Annotated in this window: 18 protein-coding genes and 1 pseudogene; 5 read left to right on the top strand and 14 right to left on the bottom strand. The window is 59.2% G+C overall.

Annotated features, from left to right (window positions below; all coding sequences use genetic code 11):
• Window positions 1-58: 58 nt before the first annotated feature.
• Entirely contained in the window at window positions 59-337 is a 279-nt protein-coding gene (locus tag IB252_RS04255) for a hypothetical protein (RefSeq protein ID WP_111450681.1), read from the bottom strand.
• A 221-nt stretch (window positions 338-558) separates the two neighbouring features.
• On the opposite strand from IB252_RS04255, the gene IB252_RS04250 reads away from it, so the two are divergent.
• Window positions 559-1,599 (top strand): patatin-like phospholipase family protein, encoded by a 1,041-nt coding sequence (locus IB252_RS04250; RefSeq protein ID WP_192406977.1) that lies wholly within the window; start codon window positions 559-561, stop codon window positions 1,597-1,599.
• 141 nt (window positions 1,600-1,740) lie between these two features.
• Here IB252_RS04250 and IB252_RS04245 read toward each other — a convergent pair whose 3' ends face one another.
• The 6 genes from IB252_RS04245 to kdpF form a co-directional block, all read right to left on the bottom strand.
• A complete protein-coding gene (locus tag IB252_RS04245) occupies window positions 1,741-2,439 on the bottom strand; it encodes a response regulator (protein ID WP_192406976.1) in 699 nt (232 codons plus the stop codon).
• Window positions 2,440-2,507: 68 nt separating this feature from the next.
• The gene (locus IB252_RS04240) at window positions 2,508-5,153 is read right to left on the bottom strand and encodes a sensor histidine kinase (protein ID WP_192406974.1); all 2,646 of its coding nucleotides are present in this window, start codon (window positions 5,151-5,153) and stop codon (window positions 2,508-2,510) included.
• A gap of 136 nt (window positions 5,154-5,289) precedes the next feature.
• Window positions 5,290-5,835 (bottom strand): potassium-transporting ATPase subunit KdpC, encoded by a 546-nt coding sequence (gene kdpC, locus IB252_RS04235; protein ID WP_192406972.1) that lies wholly within the window; start codon window positions 5,833-5,835, stop codon window positions 5,290-5,292.
• A gap of 229 nt (window positions 5,836-6,064) precedes the next feature.
• Window positions 6,065-8,122 carry a potassium-transporting ATPase subunit KdpB gene (kdpB, locus tag IB252_RS04230; protein WP_192406970.1) on the bottom strand — a complete coding sequence of 686 codons (2,058 nt, stop codon included), beginning with the start codon at window positions 8,120-8,122 and terminating at the stop codon, window positions 6,065-6,067.
• A 10-nt stretch (window positions 8,123-8,132) separates the two neighbouring features.
• Entirely contained in the window at window positions 8,133-9,827 is a 1,695-nt protein-coding gene (kdpA, locus tag IB252_RS04225; protein ID WP_192406968.1) for a potassium-transporting ATPase subunit KdpA, read from the bottom strand.
• 8 nt (window positions 9,828-9,835) lie between these two features.
• Window positions 9,836-9,925 (bottom strand): K(+)-transporting ATPase subunit F, encoded by a 90-nt coding sequence (gene kdpF, locus IB252_RS04220; RefSeq protein ID WP_007899818.1) that lies wholly within the window; start codon window positions 9,923-9,925, stop codon window positions 9,836-9,838.
• A 404-nt stretch (window positions 9,926-10,329) separates the two neighbouring features.
• On the opposite strand from kdpF, the gene eat reads away from it, so the two are divergent.
• Window positions 10,330-11,694, top strand: coding sequence for an ethanolamine permease (gene eat / locus IB252_RS04215; RefSeq protein ID WP_192406966.1), 1,365 nt, complete (start codon window positions 10,330-10,332; stop codon window positions 11,692-11,694).
• Window positions 11,695-11,818: 124 nt separating this feature from the next.
• Window positions 11,819-11,986: a DUF2897 family protein gene (locus IB252_RS04210; RefSeq protein ID WP_111450692.1), complete on the top strand. Its 168-nt coding sequence runs from the start codon at window positions 11,819-11,821 to the stop codon at window positions 11,984-11,986.
• Window positions 11,987-12,030: 44 nt separating this feature from the next.
• Here the strand turns inward: IB252_RS04210 and IB252_RS04205 are convergent, their stop codons facing one another.
• Entirely contained in the window at window positions 12,031-12,882 is an 852-nt protein-coding gene (locus tag IB252_RS04205) for an urea carboxylase-associated family protein (protein WP_140679870.1), read from the bottom strand.
• A 15-nt stretch (window positions 12,883-12,897) separates the two neighbouring features.
• Complete coding sequence (locus IB252_RS04200; protein WP_192406964.1) at window positions 12,898-13,551, bottom strand: GntR family transcriptional regulator; 654 nt, start codon at window positions 13,549-13,551, stop codon at window positions 12,898-12,900.
• A 176-nt stretch (window positions 13,552-13,727) separates the two neighbouring features.
• On the opposite strand from IB252_RS04200, the gene IB252_RS04195 reads away from it, so the two are divergent.
• Window positions 13,728-14,285, top strand: a complete 558-nt coding sequence (locus tag IB252_RS04195; RefSeq protein WP_111450694.1) for a TetR/AcrR family transcriptional regulator — start codon at window positions 13,728-13,730, stop codon at window positions 14,283-14,285.
• On the opposite strand, the gene fabF is transcribed toward IB252_RS04195, so the two are convergent.
• The 3 genes from fabF to IB252_RS04180 form a co-directional block, all read right to left on the bottom strand.
• Window positions 14,282-15,556, bottom strand: a complete 1,275-nt coding sequence (gene fabF / locus IB252_RS04190) for a beta-ketoacyl-ACP synthase II (protein WP_192406963.1) — start codon at window positions 15,554-15,556, stop codon at window positions 14,282-14,284. The two genes, IB252_RS04195 and fabF, sit on opposite strands and share 4 nt — an antisense overlap.
• A gap of 32 nt (window positions 15,557-15,588) precedes the next feature.
• Complete coding sequence (locus IB252_RS04185; protein WP_192406961.1) at window positions 15,589-16,383, bottom strand: SDR family NAD(P)-dependent oxidoreductase; 795 nt, start codon at window positions 16,381-16,383, stop codon at window positions 15,589-15,591.
• 204 nt (window positions 16,384-16,587) lie between these two features.
• Entirely contained in the window at window positions 16,588-16,923 is a 336-nt protein-coding gene (locus IB252_RS04180; RefSeq protein ID WP_192406959.1) for a ComEA family DNA-binding protein, read from the bottom strand.
• Window positions 16,924-17,110: 187 nt separating this feature from the next.
• On the opposite strand from IB252_RS04180, the pseudogene IB252_RS30035 reads away from it, so the two are divergent.
• Window positions 17,111-17,356: pseudogene (locus IB252_RS30035) on the top strand (dTDP-4-dehydrorhamnose 3,5-epimerase family protein); the annotation flags it as partial.
• Window positions 17,357-17,627: 271 nt separating this feature from the next.
• Here IB252_RS30035 and IB252_RS04170 read toward each other — a convergent pair.
• A complete protein-coding gene (locus tag IB252_RS04170; protein ID WP_192406958.1) occupies window positions 17,628-19,622 on the bottom strand; it encodes a polysaccharide biosynthesis protein in 1,995 nt (664 codons plus the stop codon).
• Window positions 19,623-19,732: 110 nt separating this feature from the next.
• Window positions 19,733-20,752 carry an MraY family glycosyltransferase gene (locus IB252_RS04165; protein WP_192406956.1) on the bottom strand — a complete coding sequence of 340 codons (1,020 nt, stop codon included), beginning with the start codon at window positions 20,750-20,752 and terminating at the stop codon, window positions 19,733-19,735.
• Window positions 20,753-20,787 lie beyond the last annotated feature (35 nt).

Below are 20,787 nucleotides of genomic sequence, written 5' to 3'. Positions count from 1 at the left end.
CCAGCCGAAATCCGGGGCGACTGACCTATTGCTTGCAGCTTAGAGCTTAGAGCGGCTTTCAGCGCCCTGCGCGCGATTCACGAATATAAAAACGCGCCTTCTCGGCCTTCCTGGAGCAACCCTCATAGGCTTCGAATTGCTGCTGGGTCTTGGCACCGGTCAGCAATGACAGCGCCTTGGAGTAGCTGACGGTCCCGGCAAAGCCCTCGACTTTGGCCAGGTCCAGCTCATGCCAGGCGGCGTCGAGTTGGCTACCGCAGCTGTCACGGTAAGCGGTTTTACCGGCACAACCGGCGAGTGCCAGGGCAATCAACGGCACACAGATCCAGACTTTCATCACTCACACCTCAAAGATAGGTAAACATGCATGCAGGTAAGACGGTCTGGCGCGTGAAAAGTGCCTTGGCCCCGCCTTGGAAACTCTAGCGCTCGCGAGAATACCCATTCGCCTTCCCTGAGTGTCAAAAAACGACGCACTGGCCGCGCCGAACGACCATAGCGATTGAAGCTTGCCCCTCGATGGGTGCATTGTTGAACCTTGTCAGACGAGGGCGATTCATGAAAAAGCGTGTCGCACTGGTGCTGGGCTCAGGTGGGGCCCGGGGCTACGCCCATATTGGGGTCATTGAAGAGATCGAACGGCGTGGCTACGACATCGCCTGCATCGCCGGATGTTCCATGGGCGCAGTGGTGGGCGGGATCTATGCCGCCGGTAAACTCGACGATTATCGCAACTGGATCGAAAGCCTGGATTACCTCGACGTCTTGCGTCTGGTGGACGTCAGTTTTCGTCTGGGCGCAATTCGCGGGGAAAAGGTTTTCGGGCAGATACGCAAGATCGTCGGCGAGATCAATATCGAAGACTTGCGCATCCCCTACACGGCCGTGGCCACCGACCTGACCAACCAACAGGAAATCTGGTTTCAGGAAGGCTGCCTGCACCAGGCCATGCGCGCTTCGGCGGCGATTCCCAGCCTGTTCACCCCGGTGATGCAGGGCAACCGCATGCTGGTGGACGGCGGCATCCTCAACCCTTTACCGATCGTGCCGGTGGTGTCGAGTCATTGCGACCTGATCATCGCGGTCAACCTCAACTCCACCAACCAGCGCCACTATCAACTGCCGGTGATCCAGCGCCCGGCGGCGTTCAAGACCCGCTTCGACAGCCTGATCAGCTCGCTCGGTTCAAAACTGCCCTTCCGCCGTAAACAGGCGGAACAGTTGCTGCTGCTGGAAAAGGAAGCGTTGATGGCAGAAGCGGCCGAGATCAACCCGTGGATCGAATCCGCCGAACCCGAAGCCCAGCAACCGGCTGCCGCCCCTGAACGCGACGGTGCGCCGAAGTCCGCTACCGGCTCGTTCATCATCGACAACGTCGGACCGGCGTCTTTGCTGGACCTGATCAACCAGAGTTTCGAGGTGATGCAAACCTCATTGGCGCAGTACAAGATCGCCGGATATCCGCCGGATATTTTGATCAACGTACCAAAGCGAGTGTGCCGGTTTTTCGAGTTTTACAAGGCACCGGAATTGATCGCGCTGGGGCGGGAGATTGCGCGGGATACGTTGGACCGGTATGAGAATGAGCGAGAGTCTTGAGGTTCCTGGTGAATCCAAGTGCCCCATCGCGAGCAGGCTCGCTCCCACAGAGTTTTGTGGCGGCCACGTGATCTGTGAACACCCGGATCACTGTGGGAGCGAGCCTGCTCGCGATGGGGCCGGATCACTCAACACAAAACCCTAAAGACTGTCCTCACTCAACAGCCGATACCCGACCCCAGCCTCGGTGACGATAAACCGCGGCTGAGTCGGATCATCCGCCAGTTTCTGGCGCAGGTGCCCGACCACAATCCGCAAATAGTGAGTGTCCTCGGTATGGGTCGGCCCCCAGATATCCTTGAGCAGTTGCTGCTGGGTGATGACCCGCCCCGGATGCCGCGCCAGTTGCGCCAGCACCGCGTATTCCTTGCGGGTCAGCGCGACTTCGGTGCTGTCGAGCAACACCCGGCGATACGCCAGATCCACGGTCAACGGGCCGAACGTCAATGCCGCTTGTTGAGCTTCTCCCGCCGGAGCCTGACGCAACAACGCACGAACCCGGGCCAGAAATTCCTGAATGCCAAACGGCTTGGTCACGTAGTCGTTGGCGCCGTTGTCGAGCGCTTCGACTTTCTGCCCTTCACTGGCGCGCACCGAGAGCACCAGCACCGGCACCGTCGACCACTCGCGAAACTCGCGCAGCACTTGCTGGCCGTCCATGTCCGGCAGACCGAGGTCGAGCACCAGCAAGTCCGGTTTATTCAGCGCAGCCTGGGCCAGGCCTTCGGTGCCGGTGCCCGCTTCCAGCACTTTGTAGCCCTGGGAAACAAGGCTGATGCGCAGGAATTTGCGGATCTGCGGTTCGTCGTCGATGACCAAAATGGTCGCGGTCTGGCTCATGAATTCACATCAACACAAAGAAGTGGCAAGAGAGTAGCGCAAGCACGATCAGGCTTCACTTTCGGCTCTTAATTTTCAAAGGCTGGCTGAGCCTGCAACGGCAGGTGCAAAGTGATGCAGGTGCCCCGCCCTTCAATGCCATCGGCGACGCTGATCCGCCCGCCGTGAGCACCGACCATGCCCTGACAGATCGCCAGCCCCAGCCCGGTGCCTTGCCCGCCACGATCACCGCGCGCGGCGGTGTAGAACATGTCGAAAATCTTCGCCCGCTCCTCCGGAGGAATCCCCGGACCTTCATCGCTCACCGAAAAAAACAGTTCGCTGTCATCGGCCCCGGCGCGCAATTGCAGGCGACCGTTAGGCGGTGAAAACCGCGCGGCGTTTTCCAGCACGTTGACCAGCGCCTGTTCGATCAGCGCGGCGTGGACGTACAGCAACGGCAACTCTGGCGGCACTTCGGTGGTCACTTGCAATGGCGCCAGCACGGCGCGCAGACGATTGAGCGAACTGCCGACGATGTCGGCCGGCGACACCCAGTCCCGCGCCAGCTTCAGGGCGCCGTGCCCGAGGCGGGTCATGTCTAGCAGGTTCTGGATGTAGCGATCGAGGCGCTCGGCTTCATCGCGAGTGCCTTCAAGCAGTTCGCGGCGATCCTCCAGCGGGATCGCCTCACCGAGGGCCAACAGGCTGTCGATGCTGCCGCGCATGGAGGTCAACGGCGTGCGCAAATCGTGGGACACCGAGGCCAGCAAGGCACTGCGCAGTTGCTCGGTTTCGCCATGCAGCCGGGCGGCTTCCAGGTCTTCGGCCAATTGCGCCCGGGCCAGCGCCTGGGCCAGCGGCTGGCTCAGCGCGGTCAACAAACGCCGACGCTGACCGCTCAAGGTCTGGCCCTCTTTGGCACACACACCGAGCAGTGCCAGCGGCCCGTCTTCCACCGACAACGGCCACCACCACCAACGCCCGAACGGCAGCGTGCCGGTGCCCGCGCCGGCCGGTTGATCGTGTTGCCAGGCCCAATCGGCGGCAGCGCGCTCGGCTTCGGAAAACTCCAGCGGGCCACCGGTTTCGACTTTCCAGGCGCCCTGGCCGTCTTGATTGAGCAGGCACAGTTGCAGATCGCTCCAGCCATCGAGGTGCTGGGCCGCTGCGCTGACCACCGCCTGGCGGTCGGTGGCGGCGGTGAGTTTGCGCGACAGGTCGAGCAGTTCGGTGGTCTCTTCCTGGGTGTCGCGCAGCGCCTGCAATTGCCGCCGTTGCCGGGCCGCGAGGTTACCGGTGAGCGCCGCCATCAGCAGGAAGAACAGCAAGGTCAGCACGTCTTCTTCGCGTTGGATGGCGAACGAGAAATTCGGCGGGATGAACAGAAAGTCATAGGTCAGAAACGACAGCGCCGCACAAGCCAGCGCCGGGCCCAGGCTGCTGCGCACCGCCACCAGCAACACCGCGGCGAGGAACACCAGCGAGATATTGGGCAGCGGCAAGACACTTGCCACGGCCCATGCCAATGCGGTGGCGAGCACCGTCGCCACCAGCGCCAGCGCGTAGTCGAACCACACCAGTGCCTGCGCCGAACGCTGGCGCGGTTGATGTTGTTCGTGATCGCTGTCGAGGACGTTGATTTCCAGCCCGCGCGCATCGCGCAGCAACCGTGACGCCAGACCGCCACCGAACAACCGACGACGCAAACGCTGCCGGGACTGACCGACCAACACCAGACTCGCGCGGCGTTCAGCGGCATGCTGGATCAGGGTTTTCGCCACCTCGCCGGCGCGCAGCAGCACCACTTCGCCGCCGAGGCGTTCGGCCAATTGCTGGGCGCTTTGCAGGCGCAGGCGCGACTGCTCGTCACGCACGCTGCCGTTGTCCACATGCACCAGGCTCCACGGTAAATGCCGACGCTGGGCGACGCGACTGGCGTGACGCACCAGACGCTCGGCCTGTGCATCGCCATCAACGCCGACCAACAGGCGACCGCGTACCGCTGGCGCCGCTTGGCCGAGCTGGCGATAGCCCTGAGTCAAGTCATCATCGACCTGAGCGGCGGCGGTTTGCATCGCCAGTTCCCGCAAGGCCGTGAGGTTGGTCTGGGTGAAGAAAGCGTCGATAGCCGCCCTCGCCTGCTCCGGCACGTAGACCTTGCCATCGCGCAGACGCTCGAGCAGCTCGCGTGGCGGCAGGTCAATCAGCAGCAGTTCGTAGGCTTCTTGCAGCACCCAGTCCGGCAGGGTTTCGCGGACCTGCACACCGGTGATGCCGCGCACTTTGTCGTTAAGACTTTCCAGGTGCTGGACGTTGACCGTGGTGTACACGTCGATGCCTGCCGCGAGCAGTTCCTGAATGTCTTGCCAGCGTTTGGTGTGGCGACTGCCGGGGGCGTTGCTGTGGGCCAGTTCGTCCACCAGCACCAGTTTCGGTTTGGCTGCGAGCAGGCCGTCGAGGTCCATTTCTTCGAGCATCACGCCACGGTATTCCGAGCGCACCAACGGCTGCTGCGGCAAGCCGCCGAGCAGCGCTTCGGTTTCGGCGCGACCGTGGGTTTCGACCACGCCGGCAATGACTTTCACACCCTGACGCAGTTGGGTGTGGGCCGCTTGCAGCATGGCGTAGGTCTTGCCGACACCGGGTGCGGCGCCGAGAAAAACCTTGAGCCGGCCACGGCCGTCGCGGGGCAGGTCTGCTAACAGTGCGTCGGCGCGGCCGGAGTCACTCATGCTTGAAGTTCTCTCTCATTGATCGTTCCCACGCTCCGCGTGGGAATGCAGCCCGGGACGCTCCGCGTCCCTTTCGGAGCCGAACGCGGAGCGTCCGTTGATGCATTCCCACGCAGAGCGTGGGAATGATCGTCTACTACAAATTTTCCAGCGCGATGTTCAGCGCCAACACGTTCACCACCGGCGGCCCCACCAAGGGCTGCTCGATGTGCGCATCCATCAATTGTTGAAGGGTCGCCACCGGCAGATTGCGCGCCGCTGCAACACGCGCCAGTTGATAGGCAATTGCGGCCGGAGGCAAGTGTGGATCAAGACCACTGCCGGAGGTGGTGACCATCGCCAATGGCACCGGACCCTGGCCCGACACCTGCAGTTTGTTGGCATCGTCGATCACCCGAGTGGCCAACGCCGGGTTGCTCGGCGAAAGGTTACTGGCACTGCTCGACACGGTGGCAAATGCACCGGCCGATGGCCGTGGATGGAACCAGGCGTCACCGACGAAATCTTGCGCAATCAGTGACGAGCCGCGGACCTTGCCATCGGCGTCGTGGACCAGACTGCCATTGGATTGATCGGGGAACGCGACCTGGGCGACACCGGTAACCACCAGTGGATAGGCGACGCCGGTAATCAGGGTCATCAGGACAAGCAGGCTCAGGGCCGGGCGTATCATTGTGGACATTTCAAAATCCTCGAATTCAGTAAATAACTCAGGTCTGGAATTCGCCACCAAACCCTGTGGCGAGGGGATTTATCCCCGTTGGGCTGCGAAGCAGCCCCAGGACCTGCAACTTCATTTCTTCTGGTGCACCGCGTGTATCGGATTGGCGACTGCTTCGCAGCCGAACGGGGATAAATCCCCTCGCCACAGAAGCCCCCTCGCCACAGAGCCTGCGCCACCCGATAGAACGTCAAACCAAATGCAACGCCGTCAACAGCATGTCGATCGCCTTGATCCCCACAAACGGCACCAGAATCCCGCCCAATCCATAGATCAACAGATTGCGTCGCAGCAACGCCGCCGCACTCGCCGCCTGCACCCGCACGCCGCGCAATGCCAATGGAATCAGCACCACAATGATCAAGGCGTTGAACACGATCGCCGAGAGAATCGCGCTCTGCGGACTGCTCAGGTGCATGACGTTCAGCACACCCAGTTGCGGGTAGATCGAGGCGAACAGCGCCGGCAAAATCGCGAAGTACTTGGCCACGTCGTTGGCGATGGAAAACGTCGTCAGCGCACCACGGGTCACCAGCAATTCCTTGCCGATCTGCACCACGTCCAGCAGCTTGGTCGGATCGCTGTCGAGGTCGACCATGTTCGCCGCCTCACGTGCCGCTTGCGTGCCGTCGTTCATCGCCATGCCCACGTCCGCCTGGGCCAGGGCCGGGGCGTCGTTGGCGCCGTCGCCGCACATGGCGACCAGGCGACCATCGTTCTGCTCGTGGCGAATGCGCGCCAGTTTTTTCTCCGGCGTGGCTTCAGCCAGCACGTCATCGACGCCCGCCTCGGCCGCAATCGCTGCAGCGGTCAGCGGGTTGTCGCCGGTCACCATGACGGTGCGGATGCCCAGTTTGCGCAGTTCGGCGAAACGCTCGCGGATGCCGGGTTTGACCACGTCCTTGAGGTGGATGACACCGAGCAATTTACCGTCGGCGCAGACCAGCAACGGGGTGCCGCCGCTCTGGGCGATCTTGTCGATTTCCCGGGACAGCGGCGCGGCCAGATCGGCGCGTTTCAGGCCGACGAAGGCCAGCAGCGAATCCACCGCGCCTTTGCGATAGATCCGGCCCTGATAGTCAACGCCAGACAAGCGGGTTTCAGCGCTGAACGGCACGGCAGTCAGCACCTCGGGGGACGGCTCGGGTTGCGGGTGAAGACCGCGCAGGTACTCGACGATGGATTTGCCTTCAGCCGTGTCATCGGCCAAGGAGGCAAACAACGCGCCCTCGGCCAGTTCCTTGGCAGTGACACCCGGCGCGGCGTACACCGCGGTGCAACGACGGTTACCGAAGGTGATGGTGCCAGTCTTGTCCAGCAGCAGGACGTGTACATCCCCCGCCGCTTCCACCGCACGCCCGGATTTGGCGATCACATTCAAGCGCACCAGGCGGTCCATCCCGGCGATACCGATGGCCGACAACAGACCGCCAATGGTGGTCGGAATCAGCGTGACCAATAACGCCACCAGGAACACCAGCGGCAGGCTGCCGTTGGCGAAGTGAGCGAACGGTTGCAGGGTGACGACCACCAGCAGGAAGATCAGGGTCAGGCCGATCAGCAGGATGTCGAGCGCCACTTCGTTCGGGGTTTTCTGGCGCTTGGCGCCTTCGACCAGGGCGATCATGCGATCGAGTGTCGACTCGCCCGGGTTGGCGGTGATCCGCACCAACAGCCAGTCGGACACCAGTCGGGTGTTGCCGGTGACGGCCGAACGGTCGCCGCCGGATTCGCGAATCACCGGAGCGGATTCACCGGTAATCGCCGCTTCGTTGACCGCGGCGATACCTTCAATCACCTCGCCGTCACCGGGGATCATTTCCCCCGCTTCAACGCGGACCACATCGCCCTTGCGCAGGCTGGTGGCCGGCACGACTTGAAAGGCGCCGTTGCTGGTTTTGCGCCGGGCACTCAGGCCTTCGCTACCGGCCTTGAGACTATCGGCGCGGGCCTTGCCGCGACCTTCGGCCAGTGCTTCGGCGAAGTTGGCGAACAGCACGGTGAACCACAACCACAAGGCGATTTGCGCGGCGACAAAAGTCGGCACGGCGCTGTCGGGAATGAAGCACAGCACGGTGGTCAGGATCGCGGTCAGTTCGACCACCAGCATCACCGGCGCACGCTGCAATTGCCGAGGGTCGAGCTTGACGAAGGCTTGCACCAGCGCCGGACGCCAGAGGGCCGAGATCGCGGTTTTCGGTTGTTCCGGCGCCTTGACGGTGGCGGCTTTAGTTGCGGGCATATTCATCATTGACTCCTTAGAAGCCCATGCTCAGATGTTCAGCGATTGGGCCCAGCGCCAGGGTCGGCAGAAAGGTCAGGCCGCCCACCAGCAAAATGGTCACGGTCAGCAAGGTCACGAACAGCGGGCCATGGGTCGGGAAGCTGTTTTGGCCGATCGGTGCGCTTTTCTTCATCGCCAGGCTGCCGGCCAACGCCAGTACCGGGAGGATGTAACCGAAGCGACCGATCAACATGCCCAGGCCCAGCATCAGGTTGTGGAATGCGGTGTTGGCACCGAAGCCGCCAAACGCCGAGCCATTGTTGGCGCTGGCCGAGGTGTAGGCATAAAGCAGCTGACTGAAACCGTGAGGACCAGGGTTGCTCACCGCGGCAACAGGGCCAGGCAGGCTCGCGGCAATCGCGCCGAGTACCAGCACGCCGACCGGCATCACCAGCAAGGTCACGACCAGCAACTGCACTTCCTTCGCCTGCAGTTTCTTGCCGAGGTATTCCGGCGTGCGGCCGATCATCAGGCCGGCGAGGAACACCGCGATCAACACGTTCAGCAACATGCCGTAGAGCCCGGCACCGACGCCGCCGAAGATCACTTCGCCGACCATCATGTTGACCAGCGCGACCATGCCGGCCAGCGGGTTGAGGCTGTCGTGCATGCCGTTGACCGAACCGTTGGACGCCGCGGTGGTAGTCACCGACCACAGCACCGTGGCGGTGGTGCCGAAACGCGCTTCCTTGCCTTCCAGGGGCGCGGTCTGTTCGACGGCGACATTGTTCAGGGTCGGGTTCGGCTGGTATTCAGCCCACAGCGATGTCGCGCCGCCGATCAGGAACAGCGCCAGCATGCAGGCGATGATCGCGCGGCTCTGACGCAGGTCTTTCACGTAGTGGCCGAAGGTGAACACCAGCGCCACCGGAATCAGAATGATCGAGCCGACTTCAAACAGGTTGCTCCACGCCGTCGGGTTCTCGAACGGGTGCGCCGAGTTGACGCCGAAGAAGCCACCACCGTTGGTGCCCAGTTGCTTGATCGCAATCTGACTGGCGGCCGGGCCGAGCGGGATCACCTGATCGACGCCTTGCATCGTCACGGCATTCACGTACTGAGCGAAGGTTTGCGGCACGCCCTGCCAGACCAGATACAGCGCCAGCAGCAGGCACAGCGGCAGCAAGCCGTAGAGGGTGGCACGGGTCATGTCGACCCAGAAGTTGCCGAGGGTCTTGCTCGACTTGCGACCGATACCGCGACACAGGGCTACCAACACGGCGAGGCCGGTGGCGGCGCTGACGAAGTTCTGCACGGTGAGGCCGACCATCTGACTCAGGTAGCTCAGGGTCGCTTCGCCGCTGTAGGACTGCCAGTTGGTGTTGGTCATGAAGCTGACGGCAGTATTGAACGCTTGCGTCCACTCCTGGCCCGGCAGGTTTTGCGGATTCAGCGGCAAGTAATCCTGAAACAACAGGATCGCGAACAACAGCAAAAAGCCCGCGAGGTTGAAGGCGAGCAAAGCCAGGGTGTATTTCTGCCAGCTCTGTTCGGCCTGCGGATCAACGCCGGCCACCCGATAACACCCGCGCTCCACCGGCCCGAGAATCGGCGAAAGCCAAGTGCGCTGACCTTCCATCACCTTGTAGTAGAAGCGCCCCAGAAACGGTGCCGGTATCAGCACCAGGGCGAAGAAGGCGAGGATCAGCCAATAGTCATAACTGTGCATAGCCGCTCCTAGTTCCGGTCCGCGCGCAACAGCGCAACCAACAGATAAATGAACAGCCCCACTGCCAGTAGCAGTGACACCCCGTCCAGAACGCTCATGGAAGTTCTCCGTGTTACGGCGTATTGCCGCGTGTGGAGTCATTGTCGGTAGGGAGGCTGTAAAGGAACGAGAGCGAGGGTGTTGGCTGTGCATAAAGAAAGCGTAAAGAGTGGGTTTATGCCGGCGTTACAGCGGTGTTCCGACCGGCCTCATCGCGAGCAGGCTCACTCCCACAGGAGTTCGGCGTTGTATGGACGACGGCAGTCCAATGTGGGAGCGAGCCTGCTCGCGATAGCGCCAGAACAGGCGTCGACGCCCCTAACTGGAGCACAAAAAGCATTCATCCAGCCGCGAACATCCCCGATACGACAGCTTTCGGCGCTTTACGACGCACAAATACAAAATGGCACGCCCACTGCAAACGCCCTCCCCCGAGCTTTCCAAACCGTTCAGGGAGCAACGCATGAACACACAACTCAAACCCACGCTGGGCACGTTGCACTTGTGGGGCATTGCGGTCGGGCTGGTGATTTCCGGTGAATACTTCGGCTGGAGTTATGGTTGGGGCGTGGCAGGCACACTCGGTTTTCTGGTGACGTCCTTCATGGTCGCCACGATGTACACCTGCTTTATTTTCAGTTTCACCGAGCTGACCACCGCGATTCCTCACGCTGGCGGTCCCTTTGCCTACAGCCGCCGCGCCTTTGGCGAGAAAGGCGGATTGATCGCGGGGCTGGCGACACTGATTGAATTTGTCTTCGCCCCGCCGGCCATCGCGCTGGCGATCGGTGCGTATCTGAACGTGCAGTTTCCAGCGCTTGATCCGAAACACGCAGCGGTCGGTGCCTACATTGTGTTCATGGGCCTGAACATCCTCGGGGTGAAACTGGCCGCAACCTTCGAACTGGTGGTCTGCGTTCTCGCAGTGGCCGAATTGCTGGTGTTCATGGGCGTGGTCGCCCCGGCGTTCAGCTTCAGTAACTTCGCGCTGAACGGCTGGGCCGGTTCCGATGTATTCGGTGCGCCGGCGATTGCCGGGATGTTCGCGGCAATTCCGTTCGCTATCTGGTTTTTCCTGGCCATCGAAGGCGCCGCCATGGCCGCCGAGGAAGCCAAGGATCCGAAACGCACGATTCCGAAGGCCTACATCAGCGGCATTCTGACGTTGGTATTACTGGCGATGGGCGTGATGTTCTTTGCCGGCGGCGTCGGTGACTGGCGCACCTTGTCGAACATCAACGACCCGCTGCCGCAAGCGATGAAAACCGTGGTTGGCGAAAGTTCGGGCTGGTTGCACATGCTGGTGTGGATCGGCCTGTTCGGCCTGGTGGCGAGTTTCCACGGGATCATCCTCGGCTACTCGCGGCAGTTCTTCGCCCTCGCCCGGGCCGGTTATCTGCCGGTGTCCCTGGCCAAGTTGTCACGCTTTCAGACCCCGCACCGGGCAATCATCGCCGGTGGCGTGATCGGCATTGCCGCGATTTATAGCGATGGTTTGATCAACCTGGGCGGCATGACGCTGACGGCGGCGATGATCACGATGGCGGTCTTCGGGGCGATCGTGATGTACATCATGAGCATGCTCAGCCTGTTCAAACTGCGCAAAACCGAACCGAATCTGGAGCGCACCTTTCGCGCGCCGTGCTATCCGCTGGTGCCGCTCATTGCGCTGGTGCTCGCAGTGGTCTGCCTGGTGGCGATGGCCTGGTTCAACACCCTGATCGGGTTGATCTTCCTGGGCTTCATGGCCGTGGGTTTCGTGTACTTCATGCTCACGGCGCAACTGCGTGCCGATGCGCCGGCGGACGCGATGCTGACAGGGCTCTAAACAGGCGAAGTGCGGCTGTCAGAACAGGCATAGAATGGAACCACTGCGAAAATTAATCGCTCAAAGTGGTATGCACGATCGATTGGCGAAATCCGCCAATCGGCCTGCCCTCAAGGAGAGCCCTATGCCCTGGTATGCCTGGTTGATTCTGATCGTTGCAATTGGCTCGATCGTTGGTGGTTTGATGATGCTGCGTGACACCGCCAATAAGGTCGAACTGACCGAGGAGCAACGCAAACGCGTCGCTGAACGCAACGCGCAAGCGGATGCCAAGGATGCGCAGGACCGCTAAAACAAAACCCTGTCATTCACATTGAATGACAGGGTTTTGCGTTTCTACTTTTCCCAATCGGCCTTGGCGATGTGCAGGCCATGCAGCCCTTTGTATGCAGCCCGCTCCGGCTGGCTCCAGCCCTTAAGCAACGAATCCTCCAACCGATAAATCTCCACCCCGAGCGGGCGACACACGCTTAGCGGGTCCTGCGCATCCGGCCCCCACATGGCCAGCGACAGATCACCGCCCGGACAGGTCGAGAGCGCGCAAAGCAGATCGATTTCAGCAAAAAACTCCAGGTAATCGCCCTTCTGCGCCGGACAGGCTTTCATGAAGTACATGTCGTCGTGATTCAGGCCCGTGCACTGGAAAATGTTCAGCACGTCATGCACGTCGAACTCGGTCAGGCCATGGGGCAGCACCGCGCGGGTCAGGTTCGAGTGGCAGTGATGGTGGAAGTCTTCGCCGGTGAGCATTTTGTTCACATAAGGGTCGCAGCGGGTGCCCAGTAAATCGTGCAAACGACCGCCATGTTCGTCGATGCCGTAACCGGCCAGGCTGTCATCGGTGATGGTCACCAGCGGCCGCAGAAAAGGCAGGTTCGACCAGAGCCGGTCATGGGTGCTGACATGTGCTCCCTGTAACTGCCGGGTCCGCGCCGCCCACAAACGCTCCCGTGGATCGTTGGCATTCCAGACGTTGAAATCCCCGACTTGCGGGCCGACGGGGGTGGTCACCCGGAACACATGCCCGGCCGGTACTTTCCAGGCGCGACCGGTACGGATCGGCACCTCGAACTCTTCGATCAACGTGCGCCCGTCCTTCTTGTCGCGGATCCGTTCGTAGAAGGCTTTGTCCACCTGCAAGGCGGAACCTTTGCTGACTTGATAGGCCGCCGGATAGTCTTTGTACATGGCACGAATCCTCGATCAGTGATGGGAAGAACGGGTAAGCAGCTGCAACAGGAGGTGTTCGGAATCGTCGAGATACAGGCTCATGGCATCCTCGGCCGCGGGTTTGTCGCCCTCGGCCAACAACTCATGGATCTGCCGGTCACGCGCCAGCCAGGGCGCCTGAAAACGTGACTCATCGGGGGCGGTGCAGAACACCAGGCGCAATTGCGCGACGACGTTGGTGAAGAATTCGTCGAACAACGGACTGCGCAGCAATCCGACGATGTGTTGATGAAAGGCCAGGCTGTGGGTGCCGACGGCGCGCCAGTCTTCGCGCTCCCGGGCAAGCTCCGTGGCTTCCAGGGCTTCGAGCATCCGATCGGATTGATAGTCGCGCAGCGGCTGACTCGCGCTGATGGCCTGCAGCTCCAAGGTGCGTCTGACCTTGAACAGATCCCGCACGTCCTCGACGCCCAATCTGCGCACCATCACGCCCTTGTTGCGCACATAACGGGTCAGACCTTCCTGCCCCAGGCGATGCAGCGCTTCGCGAATGGTATTGCGGGAGGCGTTGTAGGCGGACACCAGATCGTTTTCCACCAACGCCATGCCCGGCAGCAAACGGCCGCCAATGATGTCAGCGCGCAACTCAAGGGTGATCTGGTCAGCCAGGGACAGTCCGCTGTTCATACTCATTGCCTCGTGATTGTTCAACAATCGTCAGTTAATGAGTAATCACTATTCGTGCCAGGTGTTTAAACGCCGTTCTACCAAGATCGACGCATCTGCATGCTTTTTAGAAGTAGAAGTACAATCACCATCCCATTTTCATTGGTTAATATGGCGCATTGTTGCGGAGATACCCGATGCGTTACTCGCAGGACCATAAAGCCCAGACCCACCAACGCATCATCAAGGAAGCGTCAGCGCGCTTTCGCCGCGATGGCATTGGCGCGACAGGTCTGCAACCGCTGATGAAAGCACTGGGCCTGACTCACGGTGGTTTCTACTCGCATTTCAAGTCCAAGGACGAACTGGTGGAAAAGGCTTTGCAAGCCGCGGGCGAGCAGGTCGATGTGATTTGCGCCGAGCTCTTCGCCCAGGATCGTCCGCTGGAAGCGTTCATCGACGCCTATTTGTCCGAATGGCACCAGACTTCACCCGATGAGGGTTGCCCGTTGCCGACCATGTCATCGGAACTCGGCCTGCGCGGGCAGCAAAGCCCGACCACTGACGTGGTGCTCAACGCACGGCTCGAACAAGTGCAAGGCACGCTTGAAGACGAGGACGCCGCCGACCAAAGCATCGTCATCATGTCGACGCTGGTCGGGGCTTTACTGCTGTCACGCAGTGTCGAGAATCCCGAGCTGGCTCAGCGGATTCTCGACGTGACTCGCGCCTATCTCAAACAACCCCGGGACTAGCCCTCCCAGCGCTTGAACAGCACGCTGGCATTCACCCCACCAAACCCGAAGCCGTTGGACAGCGCGTATTCGATAGCCATCGGCCGCGCCTGGCCGTGGACGATGTCCACGCCTTGGGCGGCGGGGTCCGGGTTGTCGAAGTTGAGGGTGGCCGGCACGACCTGATCACGAATTGCCAACAGCGTGAAGATCGCCTCAATACCGCCCGCGGCACCGAGCAAATGTCCGGTGGCCGATTTGGTCGATGTCACGGCGATTTTGTTATCCGTGCCGAACAACGCCTTGATGGCCGCCAACTCTCCCAAATCCCCGACCGGTGTCGAGGTTGCGTGAGCATTGAGATGCTGCACCTGCGCCGGCGAAATGCCTGCCTGGGCCAATGCCAGCGACATCGCCCGTCGTGCACCGCTGCCATCCTCGGGACCTGCCGTCAGGTGATAGGCATCTGCACTGGTGCCGTAACCGACCAGCTCCGCCAACGGTTGAGCACCACGAGCCAGGGCATGCTCCAGGGATTCGATCACCAGAAGGCCAGCGCCCTCCCCCATGACGAAGCCATCGCGGTCACTGTCGAACGGCCGCGAGGCACGTTCCGGGGTGTCGTTGTAACCACTGGACAAGGCGCGAGCAGCGGCAAACCCGGCGAGGCTGACGCGATCGATCGCCGCTTCCGCGCCGCCACATACCGCAATGTCTGCTTCGCCACAACGAATCAACCGCGCCGCATCACCAATCGCCTGGACCCCGGCCGCGCAAGCGGTCACCGGCGCACCCAATGGGCCCTTGAAACCGTGCTGGATCGACACATGACCCGCGGCGAGGTTGACCAGAAATGAAGGAATGGTGAACGGCGACAGGCGTCGCGGCCCACGGCTGTCCGTGGTGCGCACCGCATCCGCTATCGCCCCGAAACCACCGACGCCGGAGCCGATAATGGTTGCCGTACGCTCCTGGGCATTGGCGTCCGCCGCTTGCCAACCGGCCTGCTCCAGCGCCTGACGCGCCGCTTCCATGGCGAACAGAATAAAGCGGTCCATCTTCTTCTGCTCTTTGGGCGCCGTCGCCCGGTCCGGGTCAAAACCCGCCTCAGGATCGTCAGCCAGCGTCGGCACTGCACCCCCGACCTTGGCCGGCAAATCGGCCACCACCTCATCCGGTAAAATGCGCAACCCGGAACGTCCAGCCAACAGACGCGACCAGACGGCTTCGACGCCAGAACCCAATGGCGACACCAAACCCATGCCCGTTACCACTACTCGACGATCACTCATACCGCAAATACCTCAAGCCGATTCATGACGCCTCACGTGTAACGCGCGGCGGCCTTACTCTTGGAAAGATTCGGCGCCATGACAAGACGCGCCGCAACGAAGGCATCCCAGTCGGCCACATCCGGCAACGAAGGAATGGTGATCAACTCACCCTGATCCAGACCCGATAATGCTGCATCGACCATATCATCGGCTTCCATGACCATGTCCCCCGGAATCTGGCTAGCATCGAAACCGGAGCGCTCGAAGATTTCGGTGCGCGTTACACCTGGCAACACGGCCTGCACCTTGACCCCGGTGCCCTCCAGTTCGGCGTTCAACGATTGAGTCAGACTTAACACATAAGCCTTGCTGGCGCTGTAAGTTGCATTGAAACGCTCCGGGAACAACGCAACCACTGATGCAATGTTGATAATCGTCCCGCGGCCCGCCTTGGCAAAACTGGCGGCCGCTGCCGAGGCCAACCGCGTAACCGTTGTCACGTTCAGTTGAATCAAACGTTCCAGCTGATCCATGTCGGCATTGGCCAACAAACCATCCGCTGCAACCCCGGCGTTGTTCAGTAACAGGCTGATACTCGAATCACTGCGAAGACGCTGTTCAAGCTTTAGCACCTCATCCTTTTGCGTCAGATCCGCCTTGAGCACCTCGACCTGAACGCCATGCTCGGCGCGCAACTTGGTAGCCGCCGCTTCCAGCCGCTCTTGGTCACGGGCGACCAATAACAAATCAAACCCACGCGCCGCCAACCGCTCGGCGTAAATCGCACCGATGCCGGAAGAAGCACCGGTGACGAGGGCCGTACCTTGGGACTGGACAGAGTTCATGACTGTGCTCCCGGGAGATGCCTAGGGAAAGACAAGCGTCTGAGTCTCAGAGCGCTTGGCGGAAACCAATTTATTATAGGCATAATTTAAGGCGTATATGATAGCCGTAATTTTTCACATATCGACGAAAGGCGCACCCTCCCAGCGTTCGCCAGAAAGCAAAAAGGCCGATCAATGACCGGCCCCTGGCGCTGACGTATAAGCTTAGTTCACCTCAAGCTTCTCGCGATTCTTATCCAGAATCGCTTTACCGATCCCCTTCACTTCAAGCAGCTCGTCCACCGACGCAAACGGCCCATTACCCTCACGATAAGCAACAATCGCCTTGGCCTTGGCTTCACCCACACCAGATAACTCGCGCTGAAGGGTTGGCGCATCGGCCTGATTCAGATCGACCTTGCCGGACTGCGTCTTGGGAGAAACTTCCAGCACCAAGGGTGCATTGCCAGCCTCGGGCTTGGCCGTGGGCGCAGCAATGGCAGCAATAGAGGCGCTGGTGAGCAGGGCAAAAACCAGAGAGTAGAAATAGCCAGTACGCATAAATGAAGCTCCATGACATCGATTGAGAAAGCAGCTTTTCCGAAGCTGCCTTCCAAACTTAGGCGATGTCTGGAGCCTGTCAAAAATGTGTCCGTTACAGGATGTGAAACAATCAGGGTTCGAGGCGACGTTGCTGGTAGATCCAGTCGACTGTTACACCGTCTGAGCTGTAGCCACTCACACCGACATACCCAATGTTCTAATCATTGAACCCAAGGTATTTGGTGACGAGCGCGGCTTCTTCTATGAAAGCTTCAATGCCAAGGCATTTGAGACAACGATCGGCCCGAATACGCAATTTGTTCAGGACAATCATTCCTGCTCACAAAAAGGTGTGCCGCGTGGTTTGCACCACCAGCTTGAAAACACCCAGGGAAAACTGGTGCGGGTCACTACCGGAGAGATCCTCGACGTCGTAGTGGACATCCGTCGCAGAGAACTTTCACCTCCCAATCACCAGCGTGGTCACCACCGCAAAACCGGTTGCGCTTGCACGCAACGCCCCATGCCTGTTGCACCACAAGGAAGGACCGGTCGATGGCCGGCGTTGCTGCTACGAACGAATAGTATTCATTTGATTTCAAGCATGTCGCGGTTCTAATCCAACATCACCTTGCCAATCCCCTTTACTCCAGCAACTCATCCGAGCTTTTCTAAGCGGCCCTAACACTTGACCGACACCACGCACATCAAATCAATTGTACTCAAGGCTCCAAGCGACGTTGCTGGTAGATCCAATCAACAATCTCCCCGTCAGGACTGTAGCCGCTGACGGTCTCGCGTAGTAGTTGTCGGACGCGACTGTAATCATCATCGGAAACGGCGTCTAACAACTCTGTCAGTTTTTCTTTCAGCGTCTCCCAAGGCAGATAATCCTCGTTTGCTCGCATGATCATCGGATGCTGGGTTGACTCCACATTATCGCCAATCAACAACTCTTCGTAGAGTTTTTCGCCAGGACGTAAGCCACTGAATTCGATGGAGATATCACCATGCGGGTTTTTCTCGGTACGTACGCTCAATCCTGATAGATGGATCATTTTCTCGGCAAGCTCGACAATCTTCACCGGCTCGCCCATGTCCAGAACGAAAACGTCGCCCCCAAGCCCCATGGATCCAGCCTGAATCACCAATTGAGCTGCTTCCGGCACCGTCATGAAATACCGAGTGATTTTCGGATGTGTGACCGTCAACGGACCGCCGGCCTTGATCTGCTTATGAAACAACGGGATGACTGACCCTGAAGATCCCAACACATTACCGAATCGAACCATGGTGAAACGAGTCTTGTTGACGCGGGAAATGTTACCGCTATCTCCAAACATCACAGGTGCCAGTTCACGGCTAAGCGCCTGCAACGTCATCTCGGCAAGACGTTTGGTGCTGCCCATGATATTGGTAGGACGCACTGCCTTATCTGTCGAAATAAGCACAAAGTTGGCAACACCAGCCTGCAAAGCAGCCTGTGCTGTGTTCAGCGTACCAATGACATTGTTGAGCACGCCTTCGGCAATATTATGTTCGACCATGGGAACATGTTTATATGCAGCGGCGTGGTAAATTGTTTCTATCTGCCAGGTTTTAATGACATCCAAAAGTCGGCTTTGGTTGCGAACAGACCCCAAAATCGGCAATAGGCGGACTGCTCGAGACTCGCGCTTAACACGCTGCTCTAATTCGCTCAAGATGCTATAGAGGTTAAACTCGCTGTGCTCAAACAAGATCAAAACAGTAGGAGAAAGCGACAGTATCTGCCGGCACAACTCCGAACCGATTGACCCCCCTGCCCCGGTTACCAAGATGGCTCGGCCGGTAATGCAGTGCTCCAAGAGTTCTTCTTGAGCAGGAACGATGTCACGGCCTAGCAAATCCGCGATATCCACTTCTTGCAGGTCGTCCACTTTCACGCGCCCACTGGCCAGATCCATAAACCCCGGCACACTACGAACGTGAAGAGGGAAGCGCTCAAGATAGCCAAGGATTTCACGACGACGAGCCCGTGTACTCGAAGGTATTGCCAATAGAATCTCTTCCGCACCGGTAATATCAATCATCTTCTGGATGTCAGTCGGACCAAATACGTGCAGGCCTGCGATAACCCGATCGGCGATGCTGCTGTCGTCGTCAATAAACGCCACGGGGCGCATTACCTTCCCCATACGCAGTGCCGCCACCAGTTGATTACCTGCTGCCCCGGCCCCATAGACAGCGACTGTTGGGAGATTGTTGCTCAAGTTGGCAAAGGGCACGTGCTGCGCTGCAGAAAACCAATCCCCCATGAAATAATGACGCATAAAAAGGCGTACGCCGCCAATCATGACCAGGCTGAGCCACCAGTAATTGAAAATGATCGAGCGCGGCACTACGGTCTGGTGATTGCTGTACCAATAAACTATCAAGGCAAGAACCAAAGACGACAGGCTAACCGCCTTGACAATTGCAATCAACGCATCATTGCCGAAATAGCGCATCACCGCACGGTACATTCCAAACCGAACAAATAACGGTATGGCGACTATCGGCGCACAAAGAAATAGCCAAAAATGCTGGGTAAATGGGTTGATCAACTCATCCAACCCCAATCGCACGACAAAAGCGCACCATAGGGCGACCCACACCAACACAACGTCTACTAACACCTGCAGCACACGCTTTTGCAGTCTCGGTAAACTCAATAACGACTGGCGTACTTTATCCATGACTTTTGACACCTTTTACTGAAGCGAAACCGAAACCGAAATACAACGTCAACATCTCCCAGATTCAGAATTTAGTTCAAACTGACCTGACTCTTTGAGAGACAAATGACTCAACTTCTTTCGAGTTCACCAGCATGAAATCTTAACGCCAGGACGACCAACGGCGCATAGGCAATTACAAGTCCAACCACACCGTCCAGACCTAGCAAGACGACGCACATCGCGATAGGTAAAAGCCAGAATAAATTAATTCCCCCCACAACCAGCGTGACTGGTAAATGTCGGCCAATCTCACGCGAAGCAAATTGATAAGCATGGCTGCGATGGGCCTCATAAACTTTATCGCCGCGCAATAAACGCCGCGCTAACGTCAACGTCGCATCTACAATAAAAACGCCAAGAAGGATCAACCAAGCCCACAGCAACTGCGGCGCAATCCATGCTGCTTGCAGCGAAAGCACAGCCAGAATGATACCCAGGAAACCACTGCCTGCGTCCCCCATGAAAATGCTGGCAGGCGGAAAATTCCAATAAAGAAATCCTGCAACTGCCATTGCCAGCAGTAATGGCGCCCAGATGAGGTTCTCAAATCCGCCAAACCAATAGATCAAGCACGCCCCAGCGCAGACACAAATAGCCTCAACGCTGGCGATGCCGTCTATACCATCCATGAAATTATATAAATTTAGCATCCAGACCAAGTAAAAGGCTGCGACGACATACCCAAACCAATCGAGGTTCAGAGTAACGCCCAATATGCTGATTGCAGGTAAACCACCAAGCCAGAACAACGCCCATGCTGCGGCACAGAAATGACCAAGCAATCGCCAACGAGCCGCGATATGGCCCTGGTCATCGAGAAAGCCCAGTATCGCGGTCCCGCCGCCAGCACCCAGAATCGCCCAGACCATATCCCACGAAAGCCTCGAGGTAGCGGCAAACAAAGGTACTGCTACCAAAAAGCTGACGACAATTGCCACGCCACCGCCGCGAGGAGTCGCAACAGAGTGCGAGCTGCGAGCATTAGGGATATCCATCAAGCTGCGTGCCAATGCATATCGCCGCAAAACCCAGGTCAGACACAGCGCCGCAAACGCTACTACCAGCGCCAGAAAAAACAAAAGGTCCATCTAACACCCCATCAACACATTTTTGCCAAGAACCA

Origin of the sequence: Pseudomonas sp. PDM10 (assembly GCF_014852295.1) — a bacterium.
GTDB lineage: Bacteria > Pseudomonadota > Gammaproteobacteria > Pseudomonadales > Pseudomonadaceae > Aquipseudomonas.
Note: the sequence above shows the minus strand (reverse complement) of the source record. Positions and strands in the feature narration are given on the sequence as shown.

Excerpts from the sequence above, each read along its gene's own strand:
- IB252_RS04255 (WP_111450681.1), bottom strand. The coding sequence starts at position 337 with ATGAAAGTCTGGATCTGTGTGCCGTTGATTGCCCTGGCACTCGCCGGT.
- IB252_RS04250 (WP_192406977.1), top strand. The coding sequence starts at position 559 with ATGAAAAAGCGTGTCGCACTGGTGCTGGGCTCAGGTGGGGCCCGGGGC.
- IB252_RS04245 (WP_192406976.1), bottom strand. The coding sequence starts at position 2,439 with ATGAGCCAGACCGCGACCATTTTGGTCATCGACGACGAACCGCAGATC.
- IB252_RS04240 (WP_192406974.1), bottom strand. The coding sequence starts at position 5,153 with ATGAGTGACTCCGGCCGCGCCGACGCACTGTTAGCAGACCTGCCCCGC.
- kdpC (WP_192406972.1), bottom strand. The coding sequence starts at position 5,835 with ATGTCCACAATGATACGCCCGGCCCTGAGCCTGCTTGTCCTGATGACC.
- kdpB (WP_192406970.1), bottom strand. The coding sequence starts at position 8,122 with ATGAATATGCCCGCAACTAAAGCCGCCACCGTCAAGGCGCCGGAACAA.
- kdpA (WP_192406968.1), bottom strand. The coding sequence starts at position 9,827 with ATGCACAGTTATGACTATTGGCTGATCCTCGCCTTCTTCGCCCTGGTG.
- kdpF (WP_007899818.1), bottom strand. The coding sequence starts at position 9,925 with ATGAGCGTTCTGGACGGGGTGTCACTGCTACTGGCAGTGGGGCTGTTC.
- eat (WP_192406966.1), top strand. The coding sequence starts at position 10,330 with ATGAACACACAACTCAAACCCACGCTGGGCACGTTGCACTTGTGGGGC.
- IB252_RS04210 (WP_111450692.1), top strand. The coding sequence starts at position 11,819 with ATGCCCTGGTATGCCTGGTTGATTCTGATCGTTGCAATTGGCTCGATC.
- IB252_RS04205 (WP_140679870.1), bottom strand. The coding sequence starts at position 12,882 with ATGTACAAAGACTATCCGGCGGCCTATCAAGTCAGCAAAGGTTCCGCC.
- IB252_RS04200 (WP_192406964.1), bottom strand. The coding sequence starts at position 13,551 with ATGAACAGCGGACTGTCCCTGGCTGACCAGATCACCCTTGAGTTGCGC.
- IB252_RS04195 (WP_111450694.1), top strand. The coding sequence starts at position 13,728 with ATGCGTTACTCGCAGGACCATAAAGCCCAGACCCACCAACGCATCATC.
- fabF (WP_192406963.1), bottom strand. The coding sequence starts at position 15,556 with ATGAGTGATCGTCGAGTAGTGGTAACGGGCATGGGTTTGGTGTCGCCA.
- IB252_RS04185 (WP_192406961.1), bottom strand. The coding sequence starts at position 16,383 with ATGAACTCTGTCCAGTCCCAAGGTACGGCCCTCGTCACCGGTGCTTCT.
- IB252_RS04180 (WP_192406959.1), bottom strand. The coding sequence starts at position 16,923 with ATGCGTACTGGCTATTTCTACTCTCTGGTTTTTGCCCTGCTCACCAGC.
- IB252_RS04170 (WP_192406958.1), bottom strand. The coding sequence starts at position 19,622 with ATGGATAAAGTACGCCAGTCGTTATTGAGTTTACCGAGACTGCAAAAG.
- IB252_RS04165 (WP_192406956.1), bottom strand. The coding sequence starts at position 20,752 with ATGGACCTTTTGTTTTTTCTGGCGCTGGTAGTAGCGTTTGCGGCGCTG.